Annotated in this window: 23 protein-coding genes and 1 tRNA gene; 6 read left to right on the top strand and 18 right to left on the bottom strand. The window is 45.7% G+C overall.

Features of this window, described 5'->3' with window-relative positions:
* Positions 1-109: 109 nt before the first annotated feature.
* The gene (locus K4A83_RS02100; protein ID WP_265262727.1) at positions 110-1,180 is read left to right on the top strand and encodes a Fe(3+) ABC transporter substrate-binding protein; all 1,071 of its coding nucleotides are present in this window, start codon (positions 110-112) and stop codon (positions 1,178-1,180) included.
* 61 nt (positions 1,181-1,241) lie between these two features.
* On the opposite strand, the gene K4A83_RS02095 is transcribed toward K4A83_RS02100, so the two are convergent.
* The 14 genes from K4A83_RS02095 to adhE all read right to left on the bottom strand — a co-directional run bounded on the left by K4A83_RS02095 (position 1,242) and on the right by adhE (position 13,756).
* The gene (locus K4A83_RS02095) at positions 1,242-1,661 is read right to left on the bottom strand and encodes a ribosomal maturation YjgA family protein (protein WP_265262726.1); all 420 of its coding nucleotides are present in this window, start codon (positions 1,659-1,661) and stop codon (positions 1,242-1,244) included.
* Between the two features lie 3 nt (positions 1,662-1,664).
* Positions 1,665-2,408 (bottom strand): LmeA family phospholipid-binding protein, encoded by a 744-nt coding sequence (locus K4A83_RS02090; protein WP_265262725.1) that lies wholly within the window; start codon positions 2,406-2,408, stop codon positions 1,665-1,667.
* A 220-nt stretch (positions 2,409-2,628) separates the two neighbouring features.
* Positions 2,629-2,967 carry a carbon dioxide-concentrating mechanism protein CcmK gene (locus K4A83_RS02085; RefSeq protein WP_265262724.1) on the bottom strand — a complete coding sequence of 113 codons (339 nt, stop codon included), beginning with the start codon at positions 2,965-2,967 and terminating at the stop codon, positions 2,629-2,631.
* A gap of 77 nt (positions 2,968-3,044) precedes the next feature.
* Positions 3,045-3,350 carry a carbon dioxide-concentrating mechanism protein CcmK gene (locus K4A83_RS02080; protein WP_265262723.1) on the bottom strand — a complete coding sequence of 102 codons (306 nt, stop codon included), beginning with the start codon at positions 3,348-3,350 and terminating at the stop codon, positions 3,045-3,047.
* 122 nt (positions 3,351-3,472) lie between these two features.
* A complete protein-coding gene (locus K4A83_RS02075) occupies positions 3,473-4,753 on the bottom strand; it encodes an MFS transporter (protein ID WP_265262722.1) in 1,281 nt (426 codons plus the stop codon).
* A 43-nt stretch (positions 4,754-4,796) separates the two neighbouring features.
* Positions 4,797-5,885, bottom strand: coding sequence for a hybrid sensor histidine kinase/response regulator (locus K4A83_RS02070; RefSeq protein WP_265262721.1), 1,089 nt, complete (start codon positions 5,883-5,885; stop codon positions 4,797-4,799).
* A gap of 21 nt (positions 5,886-5,906) precedes the next feature.
* Complete coding sequence (locus K4A83_RS02065; RefSeq protein WP_265262720.1) at positions 5,907-7,055, bottom strand: hybrid sensor histidine kinase/response regulator; 1,149 nt, start codon at positions 7,053-7,055, stop codon at positions 5,907-5,909.
* Between the two features lie 284 nt (positions 7,056-7,339).
* Complete coding sequence (gene hypB, locus K4A83_RS02060; protein ID WP_265262719.1) at positions 7,340-8,143, bottom strand: hydrogenase nickel incorporation protein HypB; 804 nt, start codon at positions 8,141-8,143, stop codon at positions 7,340-7,342.
* 2 nt (positions 8,144-8,145) lie between these two features.
* A complete protein-coding gene (gene hypA / locus K4A83_RS02055; protein ID WP_265262718.1) occupies positions 8,146-8,487 on the bottom strand; it encodes a hydrogenase maturation nickel metallochaperone HypA in 342 nt (113 codons plus the stop codon).
* Between the two features lie 3 nt (positions 8,488-8,490).
* On the bottom strand, positions 8,491-8,952 hold the full coding sequence (locus tag K4A83_RS02050; protein ID WP_265262717.1) for a hydrogenase maturation protease: 462 nt from the start codon (positions 8,950-8,952) through the stop codon (positions 8,491-8,493).
* 16 nt (positions 8,953-8,968) lie between these two features.
* Positions 8,969-10,135, bottom strand: coding sequence for a serine/threonine-protein phosphatase (locus K4A83_RS02045; RefSeq protein ID WP_265262716.1), 1,167 nt, complete (start codon positions 10,133-10,135; stop codon positions 8,969-8,971).
* Positions 10,136-10,150: 15 nt separating this feature from the next.
* Positions 10,151-10,660, bottom strand: a complete 510-nt coding sequence (locus K4A83_RS02040; RefSeq protein ID WP_265262715.1) for a PAS domain-containing protein — start codon at positions 10,658-10,660, stop codon at positions 10,151-10,153.
* Entirely contained in the window at positions 10,647-10,925 is a 279-nt protein-coding gene (locus K4A83_RS02035; protein WP_265262714.1) for a (2Fe-2S) ferredoxin domain-containing protein, read from the bottom strand. The genes K4A83_RS02040 and K4A83_RS02035 overlap by 14 nt, the downstream gene beginning before the upstream one ends.
* A 152-nt stretch (positions 10,926-11,077) precedes the next feature.
* The gene (gene adhE / locus K4A83_RS02030) at positions 11,078-13,756 is read right to left on the bottom strand and encodes a bifunctional acetaldehyde-CoA/alcohol dehydrogenase (protein WP_265262713.1); all 2,679 of its coding nucleotides are present in this window, start codon (positions 13,754-13,756) and stop codon (positions 11,078-11,080) included.
* Between the two features lie 657 nt (positions 13,757-14,413).
* Between adhE and K4A83_RS02025 the strand changes: the two genes are divergently transcribed.
* Complete coding sequence (locus K4A83_RS02025) at positions 14,414-14,953, top strand: hypothetical protein (RefSeq protein ID WP_265262712.1); 540 nt, start codon at positions 14,414-14,416, stop codon at positions 14,951-14,953.
* Here the strand turns inward: K4A83_RS02025 and K4A83_RS02020 are convergent.
* On the bottom strand, positions 14,900-15,844 hold the full coding sequence (locus tag K4A83_RS02020) for a calcium/sodium antiporter (protein ID WP_265262711.1): 945 nt from the start codon (positions 15,842-15,844) through the stop codon (positions 14,900-14,902). The two genes, K4A83_RS02025 and K4A83_RS02020, sit on opposite strands and share 54 nt — an antisense overlap.
* A 173-nt stretch (positions 15,845-16,017) precedes the next feature.
* Entirely contained in the window at positions 16,018-16,356 is a 339-nt protein-coding gene (rpsF, locus tag K4A83_RS02015) for a 30S ribosomal protein S6 (RefSeq protein ID WP_265262710.1), read from the bottom strand.
* A gap of 272 nt (positions 16,357-16,628) precedes the next feature.
* On the opposite strand from rpsF, the gene K4A83_RS02010 reads away from it, so the two are divergent.
* Positions 16,629-17,414: a fumarylacetoacetate hydrolase family protein gene (locus tag K4A83_RS02010; RefSeq protein WP_265262709.1), complete on the top strand. Its 786-nt coding sequence runs from the start codon at positions 16,629-16,631 to the stop codon at positions 17,412-17,414.
* On the opposite strand, the gene K4A83_RS02005 is transcribed toward K4A83_RS02010, so the two are convergent.
* A complete protein-coding gene (locus tag K4A83_RS02005) occupies positions 17,411-18,238 on the bottom strand; it encodes an ABC transporter permease (RefSeq protein ID WP_265262708.1) in 828 nt (275 codons plus the stop codon). The genes K4A83_RS02010 and K4A83_RS02005 overlap by 4 nt on opposite strands.
* Before the next feature lie 191 nt (positions 18,239-18,429).
* Here K4A83_RS02005 and K4A83_RS02000 point away from each other — a divergent pair, with 191 nt between their 5' ends.
* From K4A83_RS02000 to K4A83_RS01990, 3 genes are all read left to right on the top strand, one after another.
* Positions 18,430-19,869: an adenylate/guanylate cyclase domain-containing protein gene (locus K4A83_RS02000; protein WP_265262707.1), complete on the top strand. Its 1,440-nt coding sequence runs from the start codon at positions 18,430-18,432 to the stop codon at positions 19,867-19,869.
* 77 nt (positions 19,870-19,946) lie between these two features.
* Positions 19,947-20,019: transfer RNA gene (locus tag K4A83_RS01995), tRNA-Phe, on the top strand.
* Positions 20,020-20,134: 115 nt separating this feature from the next.
* A complete protein-coding gene (locus K4A83_RS01990; protein WP_265262706.1) occupies positions 20,135-20,590 on the top strand; it encodes an NUDIX domain-containing protein in 456 nt (151 codons plus the stop codon).
* A gap of 128 nt (positions 20,591-20,718) precedes the next feature.
* Here the strand turns inward: K4A83_RS01990 and K4A83_RS01985 are convergent, their stop codons facing one another.
* Entirely contained in the window at positions 20,719-21,480 is a 762-nt protein-coding gene (locus tag K4A83_RS01985; protein WP_265262705.1) for a sterol desaturase family protein, read from the bottom strand.
* Positions 21,481-21,854 lie beyond the last annotated feature (374 nt).

Here is a 21,854-nt window from a genome sequence, read left to right as displayed (position 1 = left end):
CCTCGCCCTTTTTGCAAATTTTTAGAAAAAATTTTGCTATTTAATTAAGAATTTGTCGCATTAAGCGTACAATAAGAAATCGCAAAGCAAAAAACCGTTGAGACGAATCATGACCATTAACCGGAAACACATCCTCACCTTAAGCGCTGGACTCGTGATGTTGTGGGGAACAGGCTGTGCGACGACGACCGAAGCCCCCACAGACACCGCAGGCCGCCCCAGTGGGGAGGGAGAAGTGAACCTATACACCGCCCGTCACTATGACGTGGATTCAGACCTCTATAGCCAATTTACTGAAGCCACAGGGATTAAGGTGAATGTGATTGAGGGGAAAGCGGAAGAATTGCTAGAACGGATTCAAAGTGAAGGGGCGAACAGTCCGGCCGATGTGTTTATGACAGTGGATGCGGGCAACCTGTGGCAAGCCCAAGAAGCGGGGGTTTTTCAGCCTGTTTCTTCGGCGACTCTCAAGGCGGCGATTCCCGAGAATTTGCGGGAGGATGAGGGTTACTGGTTTGCTCTGACCAAACGCGCTCGGATTATCGTCTATAACACCGATAAAGTCCAACCGGACGAACTTTCCACCTATGAGGCACTGGCGGAACCCCAATGGCAGGGACGGGTTTGTATGCGCAGTTCTAGTAATATTTATAATCAGTCTCTGGTGGCTGCGAAATTGGAAGAATGGGGGACGGAACGAACAGAAACATGGTTAAGGGGTTTAGTGGCTAACTTTGCCCGGGATCCCGAGGGTAATGATACGGCTCAAATTCAAGCGGTTGCCTCGGGACAATGTGATGTTGCGATCGCCAATAGTTATTATGTGGGTCGTCTCCTGGCATCTGAAGACCCCAAAGACCGGGAAGTTACCGCCAACATCGCCGTCTTTTTCCCCAACCAAGACACCGGAGGGACTCATATTAATGTGAGTGGTGCGGGTGTCGTGGCCAATGCACCCAATAAGGAAAATGCGGTAACGTTCCTCGAATTTCTCACCACCCCAGAAGCGCAAAAAATCTTTGCCTCGGCAAACAATGAATATCCGGTGACGGCAAACGTGGAAGAGAACGAGTTTGTCAAAGGTTTTGGCGATTTCCAAGCATCCGGTCTGAATGTGGAGGTCTACGGTGAACGGAATGCTGATGCTGTGAGACTGATGGATCAAGTGGGCTGGAAATAAGCGGTCACGCAACAGGAATTGATAATTGATAGTTAATAATTATCAATTCAAATTTCCCCCTCTAAGCTTTGCTAGAGGGGGAGGATGTCACATTCCCAATGTGTTGGAGGAGGAAACCCCCTGCAATACTGCCGATGATGTAATAAATAAAATCTGACCAATCGAAAGCAACCCCCAAAATCAGACGACCGAGGAGAGTGGCACGAATGGCCTGTAACCAAGGGGGATGCCAGAGTTGGAGAAACTCTAAAATCGATGTGCCGAGGAAGACCCCGAGAGCGATGGGCCAAATGGCTTGACGACGGGGGAAAAGCAGGAAAAAGACCAAACACCAGGCCATCTCATAGAAGATGCTGCTAAAGGAATCATTGACCCAGGCCGAACCCCACCCCTGATAAAATTTTGCAGATAACCCAAGGGTAATGATCAGGAGGAGGTAGAGTAGGGTTAGGAAACGAGGGCGATGGGTGAAACGCAGCACAGGTTAACGTTTGCCCGGAAAGTGGGTCATTTTGGCGATCGCACAAACCGTTAACTGCCCCGATTCCACGGTTAATTCTTCGATATACAGAGAAATGCCTTGAATTTCAAAATCTCGTAAATTCAGCACATCTAGAGCCTTCTGGCGCAATATCTCGGTGAATTCTGGGTAGGGTTCAACCCCTTGACTATAGTGACAATTGGCTAGGACAACTTCTTGCCCCAACATCGTGGGAGTCGCTTCTAGAGTCACCTGTTGGCGTTCCCCCGTGGGAGAGACAGTCAAATCTACATCAATGGCGATTTTACCTGTAGCGAGGAGATGACAATGAATGCTCTGGGGCGTTAGGGTAATGGGGTGTTGGTTTTGGCGGGTGGGTAGGGCTTGAATGCGATCGCTCAACAGTTTAGTATTAAACGCCCGATTAAAGTCCGCCTCTGTCAAACGAATGCAGGCCGTCCCATTCGTGGGTTGAGTTAACTCAATATTGCCCATCAGTGCCTTAAACGGACTAACTGCAATGGTTTTCATATGGAGACGCATCTCCTCCATGCGGAGATTTTGCCCCATCACCAGACCTGTCCCATCGATTAACAGGGACTCTAACTTACCTTGCGCCAAGAGGTTAGGATCCGTTTTGACCCGGACCGTCAAATCTTGCGCCTTCCTAATTTGACTTTTCAAAGCCAGTCGCGCAATTTTATTCAGCGCTTCCTCACCCAAATTTTTCTGATTCAGTAATAACACTGCTGATTTTATCAATAGGTTTAATGAGCCTAGTATATTAAGAAAAGTCAAATCTTGGGAGAATTTACGGGGGAAACTTCGCCCAATTTGGCTCAATTCACCTAATGAGTAAACAAGATTGCCTAGAATGCCCCCTCTCGCTAGTAGAGTGGTCTAGTTCCCCTTCAATTAATACTTAATAATCATTGATAATTGATAATTAACAGAAAATGGATCAACCTTAACGGTTAAAAATCCGAGGTTGAGACACCGCTTGACGATACACCTCTACCCCTTCGCTATAATCAATCGGTAGAACCGCCACTACATTCTCATGGGGTCTAGGGATAATCACCCAAGTTTCTAGAGTCCCGCCGGGGGTATTTTTAGCCGCCTCAATCCCTGCTTCCATGGCAGTCTTCACCTCAGACACATCCCCCCGAATATTCACCGTAAAACGCGCACTCCCCACGCGAATATACCCCACCAACGTTACACGGCCTGCTTTGACCATTGCATCAGCAGCAGCCAGTACAGGGGGGAATCCCTTCGTTTCTAATGATCCAACGGCCTCTGGCATTCAGATTCTCCTTCTTTTAAAAACTTGTATCACATTGACATCCAAGATCAGCCAAGGTTTATTTTACCGCCCTTGAGCTATCGGAAGCGTTCCACCGCCTCGGTATATTCGAGGGGGAGAACATTAATCACATTTTCCGGTGGGTTCGGCACAATATAATGGGTGAGAACTTCCCCCCCGAAAACACTTTCTCCTGCTTCAATCCCCGCGGCCTGTGCCATGTTCACCTCGGACACTGGCCCCCGAATGGCCACCACAAAGCGCCCACTTTCGGCCTTATCAAACCAAACCAGCGTAACACGCCCCGCTTTTACCATCGCATCCGCCGCCGCTAAAATGGCGGGAAAGCCCATCGTTTCAATAACCGCAACTGCTTCAGGCATAATTGTTTTATGTTCAAGCCCCGGAAATCAGTGATCAATAATTAATTATCAATTATCAAGGCTTGTTGGTCAATCCAAAATGGCTAACAACTCAAGAATCTCCGGCGACATGGGGAGGTCATTCACTGTTTCTGGATTAAAGAATAGGCATCCTCTCCCCGACCAAAAGCAAAGCGCATTGAATGTTCAATATCCTTGCTGGATAAGGTGATAAAAATCCAGAGGGCAAAGGTCAGGAAACCAGCGGAGAGGGTAAATAAACCGCGATAGTTGACCACCGTCATCATCAGTCCGGCAAGGGGCGCACCGAGGGCAATTCCCACATCAAACCCCCCCACACAGAAGGCGTAAGATTGACCCCGTTCATCTATGTTAGAGCGATCGGCGACCAAGGCGGTCATCATGGGGAGGAGTGTCCCTCCCCCAGCGCCTTGGGCTAGACCCGCTAGTAAAAATTGCCAGTTATATTGGGAAATGGCTAGGATCATCATGGCTAGGACGTAACAACAGAGACTACAGGTAATAAAAAAGCCGCGACCTAAGCGATCTGAGGCTCGTCCGGCCAGTAAACGAATGATAAAACTGGCGATCGCAACGGCCGTGTAAAATAACCCTGCATTTAAGCCCACATTACTATCCCGAATATAAGCCGGGATGAACGCCGTCAGTCCCCCAAATACTAGCCCCACGAAGAGTAAAATAATCGCTGGAATGCGTAGACGGGGACTTTTGACTAAAGACCAGCGCATCCCGACAAGGGCTTTGAAGAAACGACGGGAGAGTTTAACGGGAGGGGCGGCGGTTTTCGGGGACAACCGGACTTTGTAGCGCAATTCTTCCCGTACTTGACCCGCACAAATTAAGCCTAAAATGCCCAGCAGTCCACAAAGTAGGAACAAAAAGCCATAGCCAAAGATTTCCGCTAAATAGCCCCCCAAGGCCGGACCGAGTGCCATGCCAAGGGGAACGCCTAAACTCATATAACCGATGATTTCGCCCCGTTTTTCGGGGGGGGATAAGTCTACCACTAGGGCGCTGTATCCTGTAGTCAGTCCGGCAACACTAATCCCGTGAAAGGCCCGGATGGCGACCAGTAGGGGGAGACTGGTAAACAGAGCATAGCCAAAGGGTGCGATCGCCACGGCCAGCGTTCCTACCTGTACCACCAGTTTACGACTCCGTTGGTCGGCCCACTGTCCCAAGATGCCCCGAGATAATAACAACCCAATGGCAAAACTCCCCATCACTAAGCCCACCTGTTGCTGAGTGGCTCCGGCAAATTCAATATAGAGGGGTAGGGTGGGCAAAAGGGCGGTTAAACTGGTCCAGAAGCATAATCCAGTCAAAAAGAGAAATAAGAGATTCCGTTGAGTTTCTGGGGCTAATGTTCTAAAAACCTTCACAGTTATTAGGGCAAGGTAGGGATTCACGCTCTACCTTAGCATTTTAGATGGGTAAGAGAATCCGTAGGGTCGTGATCTGTTCCGGGATACTCTCTACTGTAAAACTGCCCCCGTACAACTCCACTAGGCGCTGTGCGATCGCCAAACCTAAACCTGACCCCGATTGTTCATATAATTTCCGCTCAAACTGCATATACCCCCCAATATTTTGGATCTGCTCCACCGTTAAACCCCGCCCATAATTACTCACTGTAATACTCAAAAATTGTTCCTCCCGTTGACTCTTAACCTGTACAGGGGTTTGAGAGGCTGAAAATTTAAAAGCATTATTGATGATTTCTGTCAAGAGTTTTTTAAAATGATTAACAGAAATTTGGGCAGAACTGGGAATAATTTCTAGCTGTAAATCCCCTTCTCGCCCTACTTTTTGGGCTTCCTGTCGGGCAATTTCTTCGAGATATCGTTCCGTCTGTTCTGTGCAACTATTTTGTAAGGAGGTAATCTGTTCCGGCTGGGTGGCAATCAGTTCTAATTCCGCATAAAGTAAGAAATTTTGGATTAACTGATATAACAATAGACCAGAGCGGTGAATTTGCTCCATCATTTCCCGAATTTCCGGTAACGCTAACTCCTCTAAATCTGCCATTAACAATTCAGTAAACCCTAAAATCGTATTCAAAGGCGTGCGTAATTCATGGGGTAAAGAGTGGTTAATATTCGTGCGTAACTCATTGAGTTTCGTAACCGTTTGTTGTTCAAATAATGCCTTTCTTGCCAAACGAGAGGCAATCGCCCTCAATAAACCATCAGGAGTACAAGGTTTAGTTAAATAATCATCGGCACCCAATTCCATCCCCCGACGAGTATCTCTTTGGTCAGATAAAGCTGTTAAAAAAATTAGAGGAATAGTCGCCGTTGCTGAATTTTGACGCAGTTGTTGCAAAACCTCATAACCATCCAACTCCGGGATCATAATATCACAGAGAATTAAGTCCGGTAAATAGGTTTGTGCTAAGGCTAATCCCTGCACTCCACTATCTGCGGCCAGAACTTGAAAATCTTCTGACTCTAATAACTCGATAATATTTTCACGGATCGGTTCTTCATCTTCAATTACTAAAATAGTGGTCATTTTATCCCCTAGAATAGACTGTTAAACTACTGTTTTTTTCGGGATCAACTCATGGCATTGACAGAGCATTTTAGGCAACCCATTTTTAGCAAAGCAGAGTGTAACAGTCGTGCCGACATTCAGTTCACTTTGTAAAAAGATACTGCCTTGATGCAGTTCTAGCAATTGTTGGACAATGGATAAGCCCAAACCTGTTCCCGGAATACTCCCCACATTGCTCCCCCGATGGAAAAGGTCAAAAATTTGACTTCTATCTTCCACTGGAATTCCAATTCCGTGATCAATAATGTTAAAAATAACTTGGTTTTTAGTTTGTTTAACAGACAGATAGATTGGGGTTTCAGGGTGAGAATATTGAATCGAATTGACTAAAACATAAAGCAAAATCTGTTTAATTATTTTCGGATCAAGATTAGCCTCAGTCATTGGGTGAGCCAAGGTTAATTTTAGGTTAACTAAGGGATATAAGGTTTTTATCTCTTCCTGTAACTCTAAGCAGAATTGATGAATATTAATGGGTTTAATCTGTAGAGGAATTTCCCGAGATTCTGCTTTACTGAAAACTAAAATTTTATCGAGTAAGTCTGTGAGAGATTTCGCCCCAGATTGAATGCGGTCTAGATGAACTTTTAGCTTGTCTTCTGAGCATTGATAGCCATAACTGTTGAGTAATCCAGCCGAAAAAACAATAGTAGATAAAGGGGTGCGAAAATAATGAGAAATCATGGTAATTAACCGAGACTTTAGCTCATTGAGTTCTTGCTCTTTCGCTAAGGCTTTGCGAACTTCCAGTTGAGCTTGTGAGCGTGCTAAAGCAATTTCAATAATAGGAAAAATTTCGGTTTTCTCGAAGGGGTGGGTTAAATAACCAACTGGGTTAATTCCTGTGGTGTGATGTAAGGTGGTTTGCTCAATAGAATCGGTGACAAAAATAATAGGTAAGTGGTAGTCGTGGGCTAAGGTCAAGATCAAGGTTTGATTTTGACTAGACGAGATGAAGGATTTTCCAACTAATAGCAAATCAGGAGTATAGTGGAGGATTTGTTCTAGAGTGTCTTCTCTCCTATCTACTAGACAAGCAACTTGATACCCCATTTCGCTTAAAAGGGGTTCAAGTTTATGCAGAATCTGCTGATCTGCATCAATAATCATGAGTTTGACAGGATTCATGGTTAGAATTTCCTTGACATCTGACGGTTGATGAGAAAAAGGGGTGTTAATCAACTGGTTTTTTGCAGTATGGCAAGAGAATGTATATTTTGAAGTATATTTTGGCGCGTTGACATCAATCCCCCTATGGCGACTATTGCCCAAAAACTGGGTTTAAAGCCCCGTCCTTCTAGGATGGCTGTTGGAAATTTGTCCTCTGTTATTGTTGCCTAGTAAGCTACCTCACAACAACCCCGTCAAACCTAAAATTTGACGGGGCAAGGATTGAGCATTTTCCAAGGCAACTAGCCCACTGGAGAGAGGGCTTGCACTTTGTGACACAAGGCCTCATACCATTGTTCCATCCCTTCCCCCGTGCGGGCGGAGAGGGCGAAGATTTGGGCTTGGGGGGCGATGCGACGGATGTTATTCAGGGCTTTTTCTTGGTCAAAACCAACGACTTCGGCGATGTCGATTTTGTTAATAATGACTACATCGGCGGATTTAAAAAGGGTGGGGTATTTTAAGGGTTTATCTTCGCCTTCGGTGGTGGAAAGCAGGGCTACGCGCCAATTTTCCCCTAAATCGTAGGCGGCGGGACAAACGAGATTGCCGACGTTTTCAATGACTAATAAATCCAGATGATCGAGGTCTAAGTGTTGGGCGGCATGGAGGACCATATCTGCTTCAAGATGGCAGAGGGTCCCGGTGGTGATTTGGATGGAGGGAATACCGCGATCGCGCAATCGTTGAGCGTCGTTATCGGTTTCTAAGTCCCCCACTACTACCCCCGTGGCAATTTTCCCCTGTAAGTCGCTGATGGTGCGCTCTAACAAGGTAGTTTTCCCAGATCCCGGAGCCGATAAAAGGTTTAACACCCAGAGATTTTTCGCTAAAAAATAACCCCGATTCCGTTCAGCCAGGCGATCATTTTTACTGAGAACCGCTTGGGCTACATCGACGGTTTTGGTGGGGGTGTCTTGGGGGTGTTCATGGTGGTGGTGATGGTCATGGTCATGATGGTGGTCATGACCATGGTGATGGTGAGGGTGTTCATGGATGTGAATGCCGATTTCAGGATGTTCGTGACAACCGCAATTTCCACACATAGTTAGGATACCTCCAAGGATGTAAGTTCTATTTCTTGCCCGGCTAGGGGTTTCTGGATATAGCTGCCACAGTGGGGGCATTGATAAAATAAGTCGGGGGGATTGAATAACAGGTCACAGTCGGGACAAAAACAGGTGACGGGGATGTTTTCAATTTCTAGGGTCGCTCCTTCGGCAATGGTGCCGGAGGCCACCACATCAAAGGCAAAACTTAAGGCCTCGGGAACGACTCCAGACACTGCCCCGATGCGCATTTTGAGCCGATGAATGCGCTGGGCGTTTTGCTGTTGGGCATGATCGAAGGCGATCGCTAAGGTTTGTTCCATTAAACTGACTTCGTGCATAATTTAGCGGCAACTCAACAGCGTTTGAATCTCTTCTAAGGCCAAAGGGATATTCTGGGTGGTGAGAGGGGAAAAGCTTTCCCCAAACTCGAAGTTTTCGGCCGGGACTAACACCCAATAACTGACCGGAGTGGTCTGATAGAGGACTTGACACAGGGCCAGTAAGGATTGGGGACTACTGGCATGGCCTAGGGTGGGGTTCTTCTCTCCGGGAGCAATTGCGGTCACTTGTACTCCTTGGGGCGAGTCCCTTGTGCTAGGATACACATCCACAAAAATCACCTGTCGGGATTGGGCCATCTCGGCCGCTAATTCGGGGGTGAGTTGGTGGACGGCTAAACTAGAAACGCCCTCTAAGCCCCAACTTTCCACGGTTTCGGCGATGGCCTGCCCGGCCCCGTCGTCACTGCGCAGGGTGTTACCGTAGCCGATAATTAGGGTAGAAAGGGGAGGGAGTGACTGCATTCTGGGTTAATGGGGGTTAACAATACTCAATGTCAACTTCTTTCTGGCGATCGCGCAAAAATTTAACTAAATCTTCAATTAAGCTGCGTCGGATAGAGATATTTTTCGGCAGCAAGGGGTTTTGATAGAATTCGTTAATCTTCTGACCCACTAAAAACAAGATCGAATCGGCCTGTAAAATCTCCCGCGCTAACAAATAAGCCCCATTGGTATCCGAAGACAGACGAGTTAAGTCACAATTACAGGCCTTAATATACTCCGTAGCCTTAGAAATGGTTAGAATCCCCTCCGTCACCAAATCCACCCCTTTTAACAGCCCAATGGGGGGTAATTCCTTGCGCATGGTGCTAATATCCATTTCAATGCGATCGCCCAAATAGGTCGCCACAATATTCCCCGTCGTCCCCCCACAAATCACCTTACGCCCCTCAAACTCCAACAAACGCCGCACATACTCCCCATCCCGTTTATTATCCAACGGCGGCCCCGTAAAAATCATCACCGGATTCCGTTGTCGAACATAAACCCCCACAAACGTCGCATCATCCCCTATTTTGTCATGATATAACTTATGGGTTTCTTTAATAACATCTTGAACAATGCGTTGAGACGTATTGCCATCCTTCAAAAAAACCGACTCAATATGTTTAGCAATATTGTCCCAGCCCCAACCAAAATTCAACTCAACCCCCATCCCCGCATACAGCACCCCATCACTAATTGCCCCTAAAAAATCCCCCCGCTCTAAATACCCTTCCGCCACCTTAATCTTACGATCTAAAATTAACTCAGTTTGTAAATCTAATTGCTGCGCCTTCCCCTTACGGAAATAAAAACAAGGCGGATTATCAAAATTAATCACCTTGAAATGATTGGTCTGATTATCAATTTGAATAATCGTAAACGTCGAATAGGCAATTTTCCGCACCTGACAGATTGGTAGCGTCGCAATAATCGTTTTTAACACCTCCTCCAACGGCACATCTGCATTTAACATCGTAGACAGAATTTCCGTCGTCAGCGTCGCCAAAATATTCGCCTTTACCCCACTCCCCAACCCATCAGAAATCACCACCGTGGTTTTCTTCTCAGCCTTAATAAACTTAACCTTATCCCCACAGAGTTCCTCACCCTGTTTATTTAAGCTGCGAGTATAAATATCTAGGAAATTATCAACAGTCATAGAGCTTTACACTTATTATTCCCGTTCCAACATTTGAATGATTTTTAACAAACTAACCTTCGTTTCCGCCGTCGTTTCTCCTAATAATCCCGCAATTTCTTGCACCACTTTCATCTGATTGTCAACTACCTCGTTAACCTTCTTAATGGTTTCATTCTTGATTTTGCGTAACTCCCGCTTTTGGTCTAACTCGTGGGTCATATTGACCATAATACAGGCCACAATACTCTGATCTTCAATGGGAAAAATGACCTGATTGACATACAAATGATACTGGGAATATTCCTTTTCCTTGCCTCGAATTACCTCATTTGTCTCCCACACCTGCTTAAAATTTTCAATATCATCCTCATCTAAAAATAAAGACACAGGCTGATCAATAATGTCTGTTGTTTGCAGATTAAACATAGTACAAAATGCCGGATTCACCAGCTTAACGTGCATATCGGCATCCACAACAATTAAAGCATTAGGGTCATATTTCCAGATTAATTGCCACAGATGATCTTGATTATTTTCTGACATTTTTCTTTGTTTCTTTAATCGCGGGTAAAATCTCTTGAATGAACTTTTTCTCCACATTTTGCGGATTAATACTCACAAAATGTTGTTCTTCAAACTTCATCACAATGCCATAGCTACAAGTTTCTAAACAAAAAGAACCTTTCAGTTCAATTTTATCATTAAGGTTATATTCTGCCAGTAATTCTTGTAACTTCGGGAGGACTTCATAGACCCCCATTTGATGACAAGCAGACCCCATACAAAGATAAAGATTGCGTTTTTCCATGACTCCACATTAAGGTAATAGGTAATGGGTAATAGGGAATAGGGAATAGGTAATGGGGAATAGGTAATGGGGAATAGGGAATAGGTAATGGGGAATAGGGAATTAATAATTAATAACTATTACCCATTCCTGATTACCTAAAATTCACCCCCCTAAGACAGAATCATCTCCGGTAATACATTTAACTCCGGTTGATGACCATTGCCACTAATTTCTACCTTGATATCTTGACTCACTAAAGGTTTTCCTTCGTAAGCATCAATGATTAATTGTTTCAAATCTTGAATCAAGGGATAACGAGGATTTGCCCCCGTACATTGGTCATCAAATGCTTGATCTGCCACTATATCTAACTGAGCATAAAAGACACTGGGATCATCTTTTAGCCATTCCTTCATACTCTTAGGAATTCCTACTTTTGCCTTCAAATCTTCCACAGCCGCAATAAGTAGATCCACCTTTTCATCTTCCGTCTCACCGCCTAACTTCAAATGATCAGCAATACGAGAATAGCGCCATTTCGCATTAGGATATTTATATTGGGAGAAGGTTGCCTGTTTAAAAGGAACATCCGTGGCATTGTAACGGATGATATGGGAGATCATGAAAGCATTTGCTAACCCGTGGGGGATGTGGAATGTGCCGCCTAATTGGTGAGCAATGGAGTGACAAATTCCCAAGAAACCGTTAGCAAATGCCATCCCAGCCATTGTAGCCGCATAGTGTACTTTTTCCCGTGCTTTGAGGTCTTTTGCCCCATTTTCATAGGCACTGGGTAAGTATTTAAACAACAACCGAATGGCCTCTAAGGCTAACCCATTGGTATATTCCGAGGCCAACACCGAAACATAGGCTTCTATGGCATGGGTTAAAGCATCAATGCCCCCAAAAGCGGTTAAACTTTTGGGCATATTTAACACCAATTGGGGGTCAATAATCGCCATATTGGGGGTTAAGGCATAGTCCGCCAAAGGATATTTAATATTATTGCGACGGTCGGTAACAACCGCAAAGGGGGTCACTTCTGAACCTGTGCCGGAGGTGGTAGGAATGGCCACCATAATGGCTTTTTCTCCCAAGGGGGGCAAATCATAAACCCGCTTACGAATGTCCATAAAACGCATGGCCAACCCTTCAAATTCAATGTCGGGATGTTCATACATTAACCACATAATTTTAGCCGCATCCATGGGCGAACCTCCCCCCAAGGCAATAATTACGTCGGGGTTAAAGGTTTTCATTAGCACTAACCCCCGTTCAACGGTGTCTAAAGAGGGGTCGGGTTCGACATCATAAAAGGTGTCATATTTTAGACCAATTTCGTCTAAAACATCTTCCACCGGTCCGGTCATGCCTAAATCATAGAGGGGTTTGTCGGTGACAATGAAGGCCCGACGTTTTCCGGCTAATTCTTTCAAGGCAACGGGGAGAGAACCGTATTTGAAATACACTTTGGGGGGAACGCGGAACCATAACATATTCTCCCGACGTTCGGCCACGGTTTTGATGTTTAACAGGTGATGGGGTTCGACGTTTTCGCTGATGGAATTCCCGCCCCATGTCCCACAACCGAGGGTTAAGGATGGGTCTAAGCGGAAGTTGTATAAATCCCCAATGGCTCCTTGAGAGGAGGGGGTATTAATCAAAACTCGGGCGGTTTCTACGCGGTCTTCAAAGGCTTTAATATGGTCAATATTGCCGGGGTTGGTATAGAGGGCGGCTGTGTGTCCTCTGCCTCCAAATTGGACTAATTGAGAGGCTTTGCTTACGGCATCTTCGTAATCTTTTGCCCGATACATGGCTAAGACGGGGGAGAGTTTTTCGTAGGCAAAGGGTTCTTCTGAGCCGATGGTTTCGGCTTCGCCAATAATAACCCGAGTTCGGGGGGGCAAGGTAATCCCAGCGAGGGCAGCAATTTGTTCTACAGGCTGACCTACAATGTCGCCATTTAAGCGGCCGTTGATGATGATTTTTTCACCTAGTCGCTGCTTTTCGTCGGGGGTGAGGAAGTAAGCGCCGCGATCGCAAAATTCCTGACGCACTTGCTCATAAACATCTTCTACCACAATCACTGATTGTTCACTGGCGCAGATCATCCCATTATCAAAGGTCTTACTTAAGATAATGGACGAAACGGCCATTTTAATATGAGCCGTGGAGTCAATTAATGCCGGAGTATTCCCCGCACCCACTCCCAAGGAAGGATTCCCGGAAGAGTAGGCCGCTTTCACCATCCCTGGCCCCCCAGTGGCGAGAATTAATTTCACATCAGGATGCTGCATTAAGGCCTGAGATAAAGGCACCGTTGGCTCATCAATCCAGCCAATAATTCCATCCGGTGCGCCTGCTTCCACTGCCGCTTTTAAGACAATTTTAGCGGCTTCTGTGGTGCAACCTTTTGCCCGAGGGTGAGGAGAGAAAATAATCCCGTTGTGGGTTTTTAGGGCAATTAAGGCTTTAAAAATGGCGGTCGAGGTGGGGTTTGTCGTGGGGACAATTCCGGCTAAAATTCCTACAGGTTCGGCGATTCTTTGAATGCCAAAGGATTTATCTTCTTCGATTACCCCACAGGTTTTTTCACCTTTGTATTTGTTGTATATAATCTCGGAGGCAAAGTGATTTTTAATCACTTTGTCTTCAACTATCCCCATGCCTGTTTCAGCAACAGCCATTTTAGCTAACGGAATCCGAGCTGCATTAGCCGCAAGAGCCGCTTTTTTAAAGATATAATCAACTTGTTCTTGACTATAACTGGCGTAGGCTTGTTGTGCGGTTCTGACTCGTTCTACGAGGGCTTCTAAGCTTTCTGTACTGTTAACAGTCAATACCATAGGATTTGTCTGCTCCTAAGTTGTGGATGAAACGTGGTTGAGTACATTGGGAGGTGATCTACCTCCACCTCTCATGTTATCGTTCTACTCTCAATTAGTGGGGTGATTTTCAATACGGTGCGGGTTTCTTAATCTCTGGTTAAGGATTGCCTAGGGCAATTTTTCTGGGTTGCTACCTGTTTTTTGGTCTAAATAGCTGATGACTGGGCTGATTTTTTTAACCCATTTTGTGTTAAAATAAACGGGATATTCAGTTCCAGTAAACAGTGAAGAGTAAAATGTGGGAATTGATAATTATTAATTGTTAATTATTTCCTAACCTGGACAAAAGGACATTCAGGCTTAACTTGTCAGCCTTGCTCTTTGCCTTGGCAATCTGAGTAACGAGGTGCCATTCAAACTCATGGTACTTATAGCGTTTCCAAATCATTGATCAACTCTCAGAGCAGTTTTTCATAATACTTCAAGCTCTTTGTAACCCTTGTATACTGTTCCCAGATCCGGTGTTCCCTGTTCCCTTGGCTTTCCCTTGTGGATGACAAAACTCAAATGGAAACGCTATAGTACAGAGCAATCGCAAGCCGTGCAGAGACAATTGTCACCCCTAGGTAATAGTGCTAAAGTAAAGCGGAGAATGGCAAGGTGTGAGCATAACCAATGAGTGAAGAATTGATGCAATGGTTGGCGGAAATTCGGGCATTGCGGCAACAATTGACCCAAGCTGAACGCGATCGCGACACCGCTCTAGAAAGTGCCGCCCACTGGCGCAAACTGTACAATATTGAGGCCAGACAAAGACGCACCGAGGCCCGACTGGCCCAAGAGGAACAGAATCGTCTGCAACGGGAATTAGGGAAACTCCAAGATGGTCCTCTGCTGATTCGAGGGAATACTATTGAGGCTGAGGTGGAGGGATTCCCGGAGTTGGAGGGGATTGAGGATGTCACCCATCTCAAACAAATGCTGATGACGGTGATGCAGGAACGCGATCGCGCCTTAGAGTCCCTGAAACTCGAACAGGAAAACCATGTAAACACCCGTAAAAGTCTTACGGCGGTGATTGGGGATACTATTGAGCAATTAGCGCGTCAACGGGGAGGGAAGGCGAAAAGTCCTAGTAGTTCCTCTGCTCCTTTAGATGCCTTAGATAAACTCGAACAAACTGCCGATAAACCAGAGATAAAAAATAAAAAATAACCACCCTTCCCACCGAGTAATCTGTTTATCTTGGGTGACAAAGAAAAACATTAAGGTTCCGGCTAACATGGTTGCCATGCCATGAAATAGTAGTTCTGGGGGAATGATAAGCTTGCCGACTAAACGGGGAATTCCCATCACGACTAAGGTATTAAAAATATTCGAGCCTAAAACATTGCCCACGGCAATCTCTATATTGCCTTTGCGGGCGGCACTAAAACTCACAAAAAACTCGGGTAAGGATGTGCCGATAGCCACAACACTTACAGCAATAACGGCGGTGCCAATTTGTAAGATTTCTGCGAGTTCAATGACGGATTCAACGGTGTATTTTGCCCCGAAAAAGATGGCCGTGGCACTGAGGACAATCCAGCCGATTTGTTGCCAGAGAAAGCCCCGAGGAAGTTCTAAGTCGCAAGCTTCGGCGTTTTCTTCTTCTCGACTGCTGACGGTATAAATGGAATAGGTGATATACCCGGCAATGCAGAGCAGAGCCTCAAAAATGGAAAAATGGCGATCGCTGACCATTAACGCCCATAAAAAAGCAGACCCCACAAATAGGGGTAAATCAACATGAATGAGTTCAAATTGAATCTTTAATTTCCGATGGAGAACGGAAGCCGCTCCAATAATCAGGAAAATATTAGCAATATTTGACCCCACTACATTCCCAAAAACAATTTCTGAGGAATTTTGGAGGACGGCTAAAATAGAGGACACTAATTCCGGTAACGATGTGCCGATGGCAACAATAGTTACACCAACAATAAAGGCGGGAAGACGCAAATAAAGACCAATTTTCTCAGCCGCTTCAATGAAAATGTCAGAGGCTTTGGCTAAAACGGCTAAACTGATCACAAGAACCAGTAACCATAAAATTAAAGGAGACATTAAGTCAAGGATTTAAGAAAATAGTAAAAATGAGCGGACAAATGGCTTAACTTGTCAATCTTTGCTGTAGGGAAAATGAGTATTGATAATTGAGTAGGGGCTTGACAAAATGCAGACAGACCTGTAAAGCCCCCGGTTCAAATTCCAACTAAAATTTCAACTGAAATTTTAACTTAAGCTTCTACTGCGACAGGTTCTGAATCTTCAGCTTCAGGTTTTTCCTCATCCAACTTTAAGGTAATATAGCGAATGACCTCTTCACTTAAACGCATTGCCCGTTCAACAGGAGCAATTTGAGAACCATCGCCTTGGTAATGAATTAACACATAAATACCATCTTGGAAACGTTGGATTTCATAGGCTAAACGTCGGCGGCCCCAGATTTTATTTTGAATCGACGTTGCGCCTAAATTGGCCAACATTTCTTGATATTTGCGGGTGGCTTCGTTAACTTGATCCTCAGATAAGTCAGGACGCAGGACATACATCATTTCGTAGCTACGAGTCGTCATGGTGATTTTACTCCTTGTGGACAAAATGTTATGAACAAAATGGCTTCTTTTGCTCTGGGGGGTTTTCCCGGCTGAATTCGGCAAAGATGCAGCCCACAGGCAGAAGCAAGGATCGGCACTGTTCCCCTGCCTGAATGAATGGGTGGGGTGGTGACAGGCCGGATCTCATCCTAACATTTTTTGGGCAATTCCCCCTAGTCCAAAACTTACCCTGAGCAGGAGCGGGACTGTTCTATAATTGTCGTTTAAATTGACAAGCAGTTTCTAGACTTATGGCGCAACGCTACGTTCGAGTGAGTAGTTCTCAAGGACAAACCTTTTATGGTTTGCTTCAACTCAACCGCAGTGTTCAAGTATTGGATGCTCCGCCTTGGTTGGGGGGGAAGGGGACAGAGTTAATTTTAGAGGTGGAGGATTATACCCTCTTGGCTCCCTGTGCGCCATCTAAAATTGTGGCTGTGGGCAAGAATTACGCGGCCCACGCGGCGGAAATGGGGACTCCGGTGCCGGATGAACCTCTGTTATTTTTGAAGCCACCGACGGCGATTATTGCGGCGGGTCGGCCGATTATCTATCCTCCCCAATCTCAGCAGGTGGAATATGAGGGGGAGTTGGCGTTAGTGATTGGCGATCGCACTTCTCAATGTTCTCCTGAACAAGCGCAGAGTCGGATCTGGGGCTACACCATCGCCAATGATGTCACAGCGCGGGATTTACAGCGCAAGGATGGCCAGTGGACTCGGGGGAAGGGGTTTGATACGTTCTGCCCTCTGGGGCCTTGGATTGTGCGGGAATTGAGCGCTGGGGCGCGTCTCCAAACCTTTGTTAATCAAGAAACGACTCCCCGTCAGTCGGTTTCTACGGAACAGATGGTGTTTGCGCCTCATGTTCTGGTGTCCTACATTTCCCAGATTATGACGCTGTTGCCGGGGGATGTGATTCTCACGGGAACCCCCGAAGGGGTGGGGCCGTTGGAGGTGGGCGATCGCGTGCGGGTGGAAATTGAGGGCATTGGTGAACTGGAGAACCCCCTCCAAGCCAGTCCTCGTGGGGTTTAGTCCTGTTGGTGGGAGAAACGATAGGCCCCCCAAAAGGCTAGAGCAATGGCTACAGATAACAACACCGGGAAAGAGTACCAGGGAAACTGATTCAGAGGCAGATAGGCGGCCGATCTTAAACTAATACTGGTGTAGGTCAGGGGGAGGCAGTAGACAATCACCTTGAGGACAGAGGGGAGGGTGCTGGGATCAAAAAAGGTGGCCCCGAGGAAGGACATGGGAACAATCAGGAAGTTGTTATAGAGTCCCACACTTTCTAGGGATTTGACGCTTAATCCGGTAATGACCCCTAACCCAGCAAAAACCGCGCAATTCAGGATGAGAATGCCTAAAAATAGGGGATTGAGGAAGCTAAAAATTTTGCCAGTAAAGAGAATGGCAATGATTAGCACCGAAGCGGAGGTCATTAAACCCCGAACAATACCCGCCAACATTTTCCCTAAGTATAAAGCGAGGGGGTGAACGGGCATGAGGAGTAATTCCTCAAAAGTTTTGGTAAAAAGGCGATCGCCACAAATAGAGAACGTTGTTCCCCCAAAACTAATGGTCATAGAAGATAGGGCTACCATGCCGGGCAGGATAAACTCTAAATAAGAATCCCCGGCCGGGGGAGCCATCGCCCGATCTAGCGCACTGCCTAGCCCCAAACCAAAGCCGATGATATAAATTAGGGGGGAAATTAAGCCAGTAGCCGCCACTTGGGCAATGCGTACCCGTAAATCCAGCCAGTCCCCCCAGAAAATGGTCAGGGTATCAGACCAGAGAGTTTGCAGTTGGGAGCGTTGGGGAAGGGATTGCAGAGGGAGAGAGAGTTGAGCTTTCACCTGTTTTGATTAAATCTGAGGTTGTCTTCATATTAATTTACAGTTTTCACTGGGTTGGGGCAATCTTCCTGAAACTCTTCTGAGAGGAATTTCGTTCCCCTGATAGACTTGCGATCGCCGTTTGCCCTGCAATAATGAGTAATCAAGGGTGCTATGAGAATATCTTATTGCAGAATAAGGGGAGAACCGTTGTGTGGACAGAAGATCAGCCAGACTCTTATCATTCAGATCCGGCCTTAACTGCATTTTTTGACCTTTCCCCCGATCTCCTCTGTGTGCGTCATCACAAGGGATATTTTACCCACCTCAATGCCCTGTGGACAGAAATCCTCGGCTGGAGTTTGGAAGAATTGCGATCGCGCCCTTGGGTGGATTTTGTTCACCCCGACGACCTCATAGCTACCCTAGAAATTGAAGAACAATGTCATCACGCCTCTAGCCCGATCAAACATCAAAACCGCTATCTCTCTAAAAATGGCGGCTATCGTTGGTTATCTTGGCGTTTATCCCCCTATCAACAAGGCCAAAGTTTCGGCATAGCCCAAGATGTCACAGACAACTACTGGCAAAATAGCGAACTCTACCGGGCTGGAGTGCAAGAAGCCCTCAAACTGCGAGATCAGGCCATCGCCGCTAGTAGTGTGGGAATTGTCATTGCTAACACTCGTTTGCCCGATATGCCCCTGATTTACGTCAATCCGGCTTTTGAACAGATTACCGGATATTCTGCGGAAGAAGTCTTAGGCCTCAACTGCCGTTTTCTCCAATGTGATCAGACCGATCAAAACGAATTGCAACGACTCCGGGAAGCGATTAAAGCCGGAAAACACTGTACCGTCACCCTGCTCAATCAACGCAAGGATGGCACCCCCTTCTGGAATGAGTTAACCATCTCCCCGATTTATAACTCCCAACAAGAATTAACCCACTTTGTTGGCGTGCAAACCGATATTAGCGATCGCATTAATGCCGAACAAGCCCTACGCTTAGAAAAAGCCAAATCCGAACGCCTTCTACTCAACGTTCTCCCCCGCTCCATTGTCCAACAACTCAAACAATGTCAAGGCACCCTCGCCGAACAGTTCCCCGAAGTCAGCATCTTATTTGCTGATATTGTCGGTTTTACGACCCTAGCGGCACAAATGCAGCCTCTAGAGTTAATTAGTCTGCTCAATCAAATTTTTTCCGCCTTTGATGAATTAGCCGATCGTCATGGGGTGGAAAAAATCAAAACCATTGGAGACGCTTACATGGTCGCTAGTGGTTTACCTGTAGCGCGGGATGATCATGCCGAGGCGATCGCAGAAATGGCCCTCGACATGATCACCGCCCTCCAATCCTTCCGCACCCGCCAAGGAATCCCCCTCCATATTCGCATCGGCATCAACACCGGAACCGTCGTCGCCGGAGTCATCGGCACCCGCAAATTTATCTATGATCTGTGGGGAGATGCCGTCAACGTAGCTTCACGCATGGAATCCTCCGGTTTACCCAGTAAAATCCAAGTCACCGCCGCCACCTACAAACGCCTACAAGGCCAATATCACCTAGAAGAACGGGGCTTGATTGCCGTCAAAGGTAAAGGCAAAATGACCACCTATTGGCTCACTGGACGCAAGACCGCCAAGTGAAAAAATATTTCGGTTAAGGGCTTGTCAAGATTCACGGTTTTTGCTAGATTAATAAAGCAGTGAAAAAACACCCTGTCGCCAGGATAGCTCAGTTGGTAGAGCAGAGGACTGAAAATCCTCGTGTCGGCGGTTCAATTCCGCCTCCCGGCATCCTAAAAGCTAATCCCCTCAAAGCTCCCAGCGTTTCACGCTTGAGGGTATTTTTGGTATTAAAGGGCTGAACGTCTTGTATAACATTGATTAGAACCCTATTCAGCCAGCCCTAATGATAATTGATCAAACTTGGTATCAAAACACCGAAAATGCTCCTACCTCCATTTCAGCCGGGGGTGTTGTTGTGCGTTGGGAAGGAAAGCAAGTTTATCTAGCGTTAGTCCGGGGGGAAAAGTATAGTGAGTATATTTTACCCAAAGGGCATCTAGAACCCGGAGAAACCTTAGAACAAGCAGCACGGCGAGAAATCGAAGAAGAGGCGGGATTTTCTCAACTGGAACTCATTACAAAATTAGGCATTCGAGAGCGTTTTAATTATGCTAAAACTGATTGGAAAGTAACCCATTATTTTCTATTTTCTACTCAACAAATTGACGTAAAACCAACCGATCCCCATCGCTATTATGAAACCCATTGGTTCACCTTTGACCAGTTACCCCCTCTCTTTTGGCCAGAACAAGGGGAATTGGTTGAGTTGAGTCGTTCTATTCTAGAGAAAACGGTGTGAGTGGGGGGACAGTAATCAATAGTAGGGTACGACAGACCCAGAGACTTAAGTTTAGTAAGAATGACTGTAGTCCTGACGCACCATATTCAACAGTAAACAGTTGAAGTTGTTTGTTGTTCCTTTTAGTCTCAATCAATAGAACGAGTGGCTTGGTCAAAGGTCTGCTGGTAATTCGGGGATTCTGTGTCCATTATCCAATCCCAGAAGCGGAAATACACTCCATAGTTATAGCGACCTCCATAAAGATGATGAATATCATGGTGAGTTGTAGTATTGAACAGTAAACCGCCAAACTTTAGCCAATTTTTAGGCATTGCTTCGTAGCCTAAATGTCCAATAACGTTGGCCAATATGGAAAATCCCATTATTAAAACAATCACCAAGCAATGAATCGGAAAAATATGGCTGACAACCCCAAAAAATAGAGCATGAATTATGGCTTCACTCTGATTTAAAGAATAGCCTGAAAAAGGAGACGCATCTACTGAAATATGATGCTTTTGGTGTAAATAGCGGTACAGTTTTGGGTGGTGCATTAAACGATGAACCCAATAGACATAGGTATCGTGTAGAATAAGCAGCACGATGAAGCTCAAAACCCAGTATTGCCAACCCCATTCTGCAAAGTCAAAATAAAGTTGATTGTGGGGAGTTACTTTCAACCAAGTTATTGTCCAAAATAAAGAAAAAATGCTATTTGATTGGAAAGATTGAAGCATTTCTTGTTTGATTTGTTGATTTAGAAAAGTTTTTTTTGAGATCCTTTTTCGATGTTTTTTAAGCCAGAGTTGAACCGTTACAAAACCTAAGATAGCTGTGATAAAATAGGCAAGATTTGTCAAGGCAAAGGAAATGAAGTAAACCGATATAAATAATCTGAAAACTTCCATAATTTAGACTCAATTGAATTCTACAGTGAGATGAGTTTGTCAAGGGTCAAGGGATCAGTACGACTAAACAGAGATTTTCAGAGATTACGTCATTTGAATTACCAAAATACGTCATGTCTCTCTTGACAAATACAATCGAGTGAGTTAACCCTTAATTGATCAATTGAATGCAAACTCTCTATATTGAGGCTTCAAACCGATACAGACTTTTTCCGGATGAATAGCCCCCTAATCTAACGCATCCCAAAATGTGAACTAACCAACGCTAAAGAATTGTACTTAGGGGGTGGGTTTCCTGACGACAATAAATTGACAATAAATTATAGAGAATGAGCATAATCTATCCTTTGGGTGACGCGATAACGCAACCCAAC

The sequence above is a fragment of the Spirulina subsalsa FACHB-351 genome (assembly GCF_026130165.1).
Lineage (GTDB): Bacteria > Cyanobacteriota > Cyanobacteriia > Cyanobacteriales > Spirulinaceae > Spirulina_A > Spirulina_A subsalsa_A.
The sequence above is the reverse complement of the archived record's forward strand: the minus strand, read 5'-3'. Positions and strand labels throughout refer to the sequence as shown.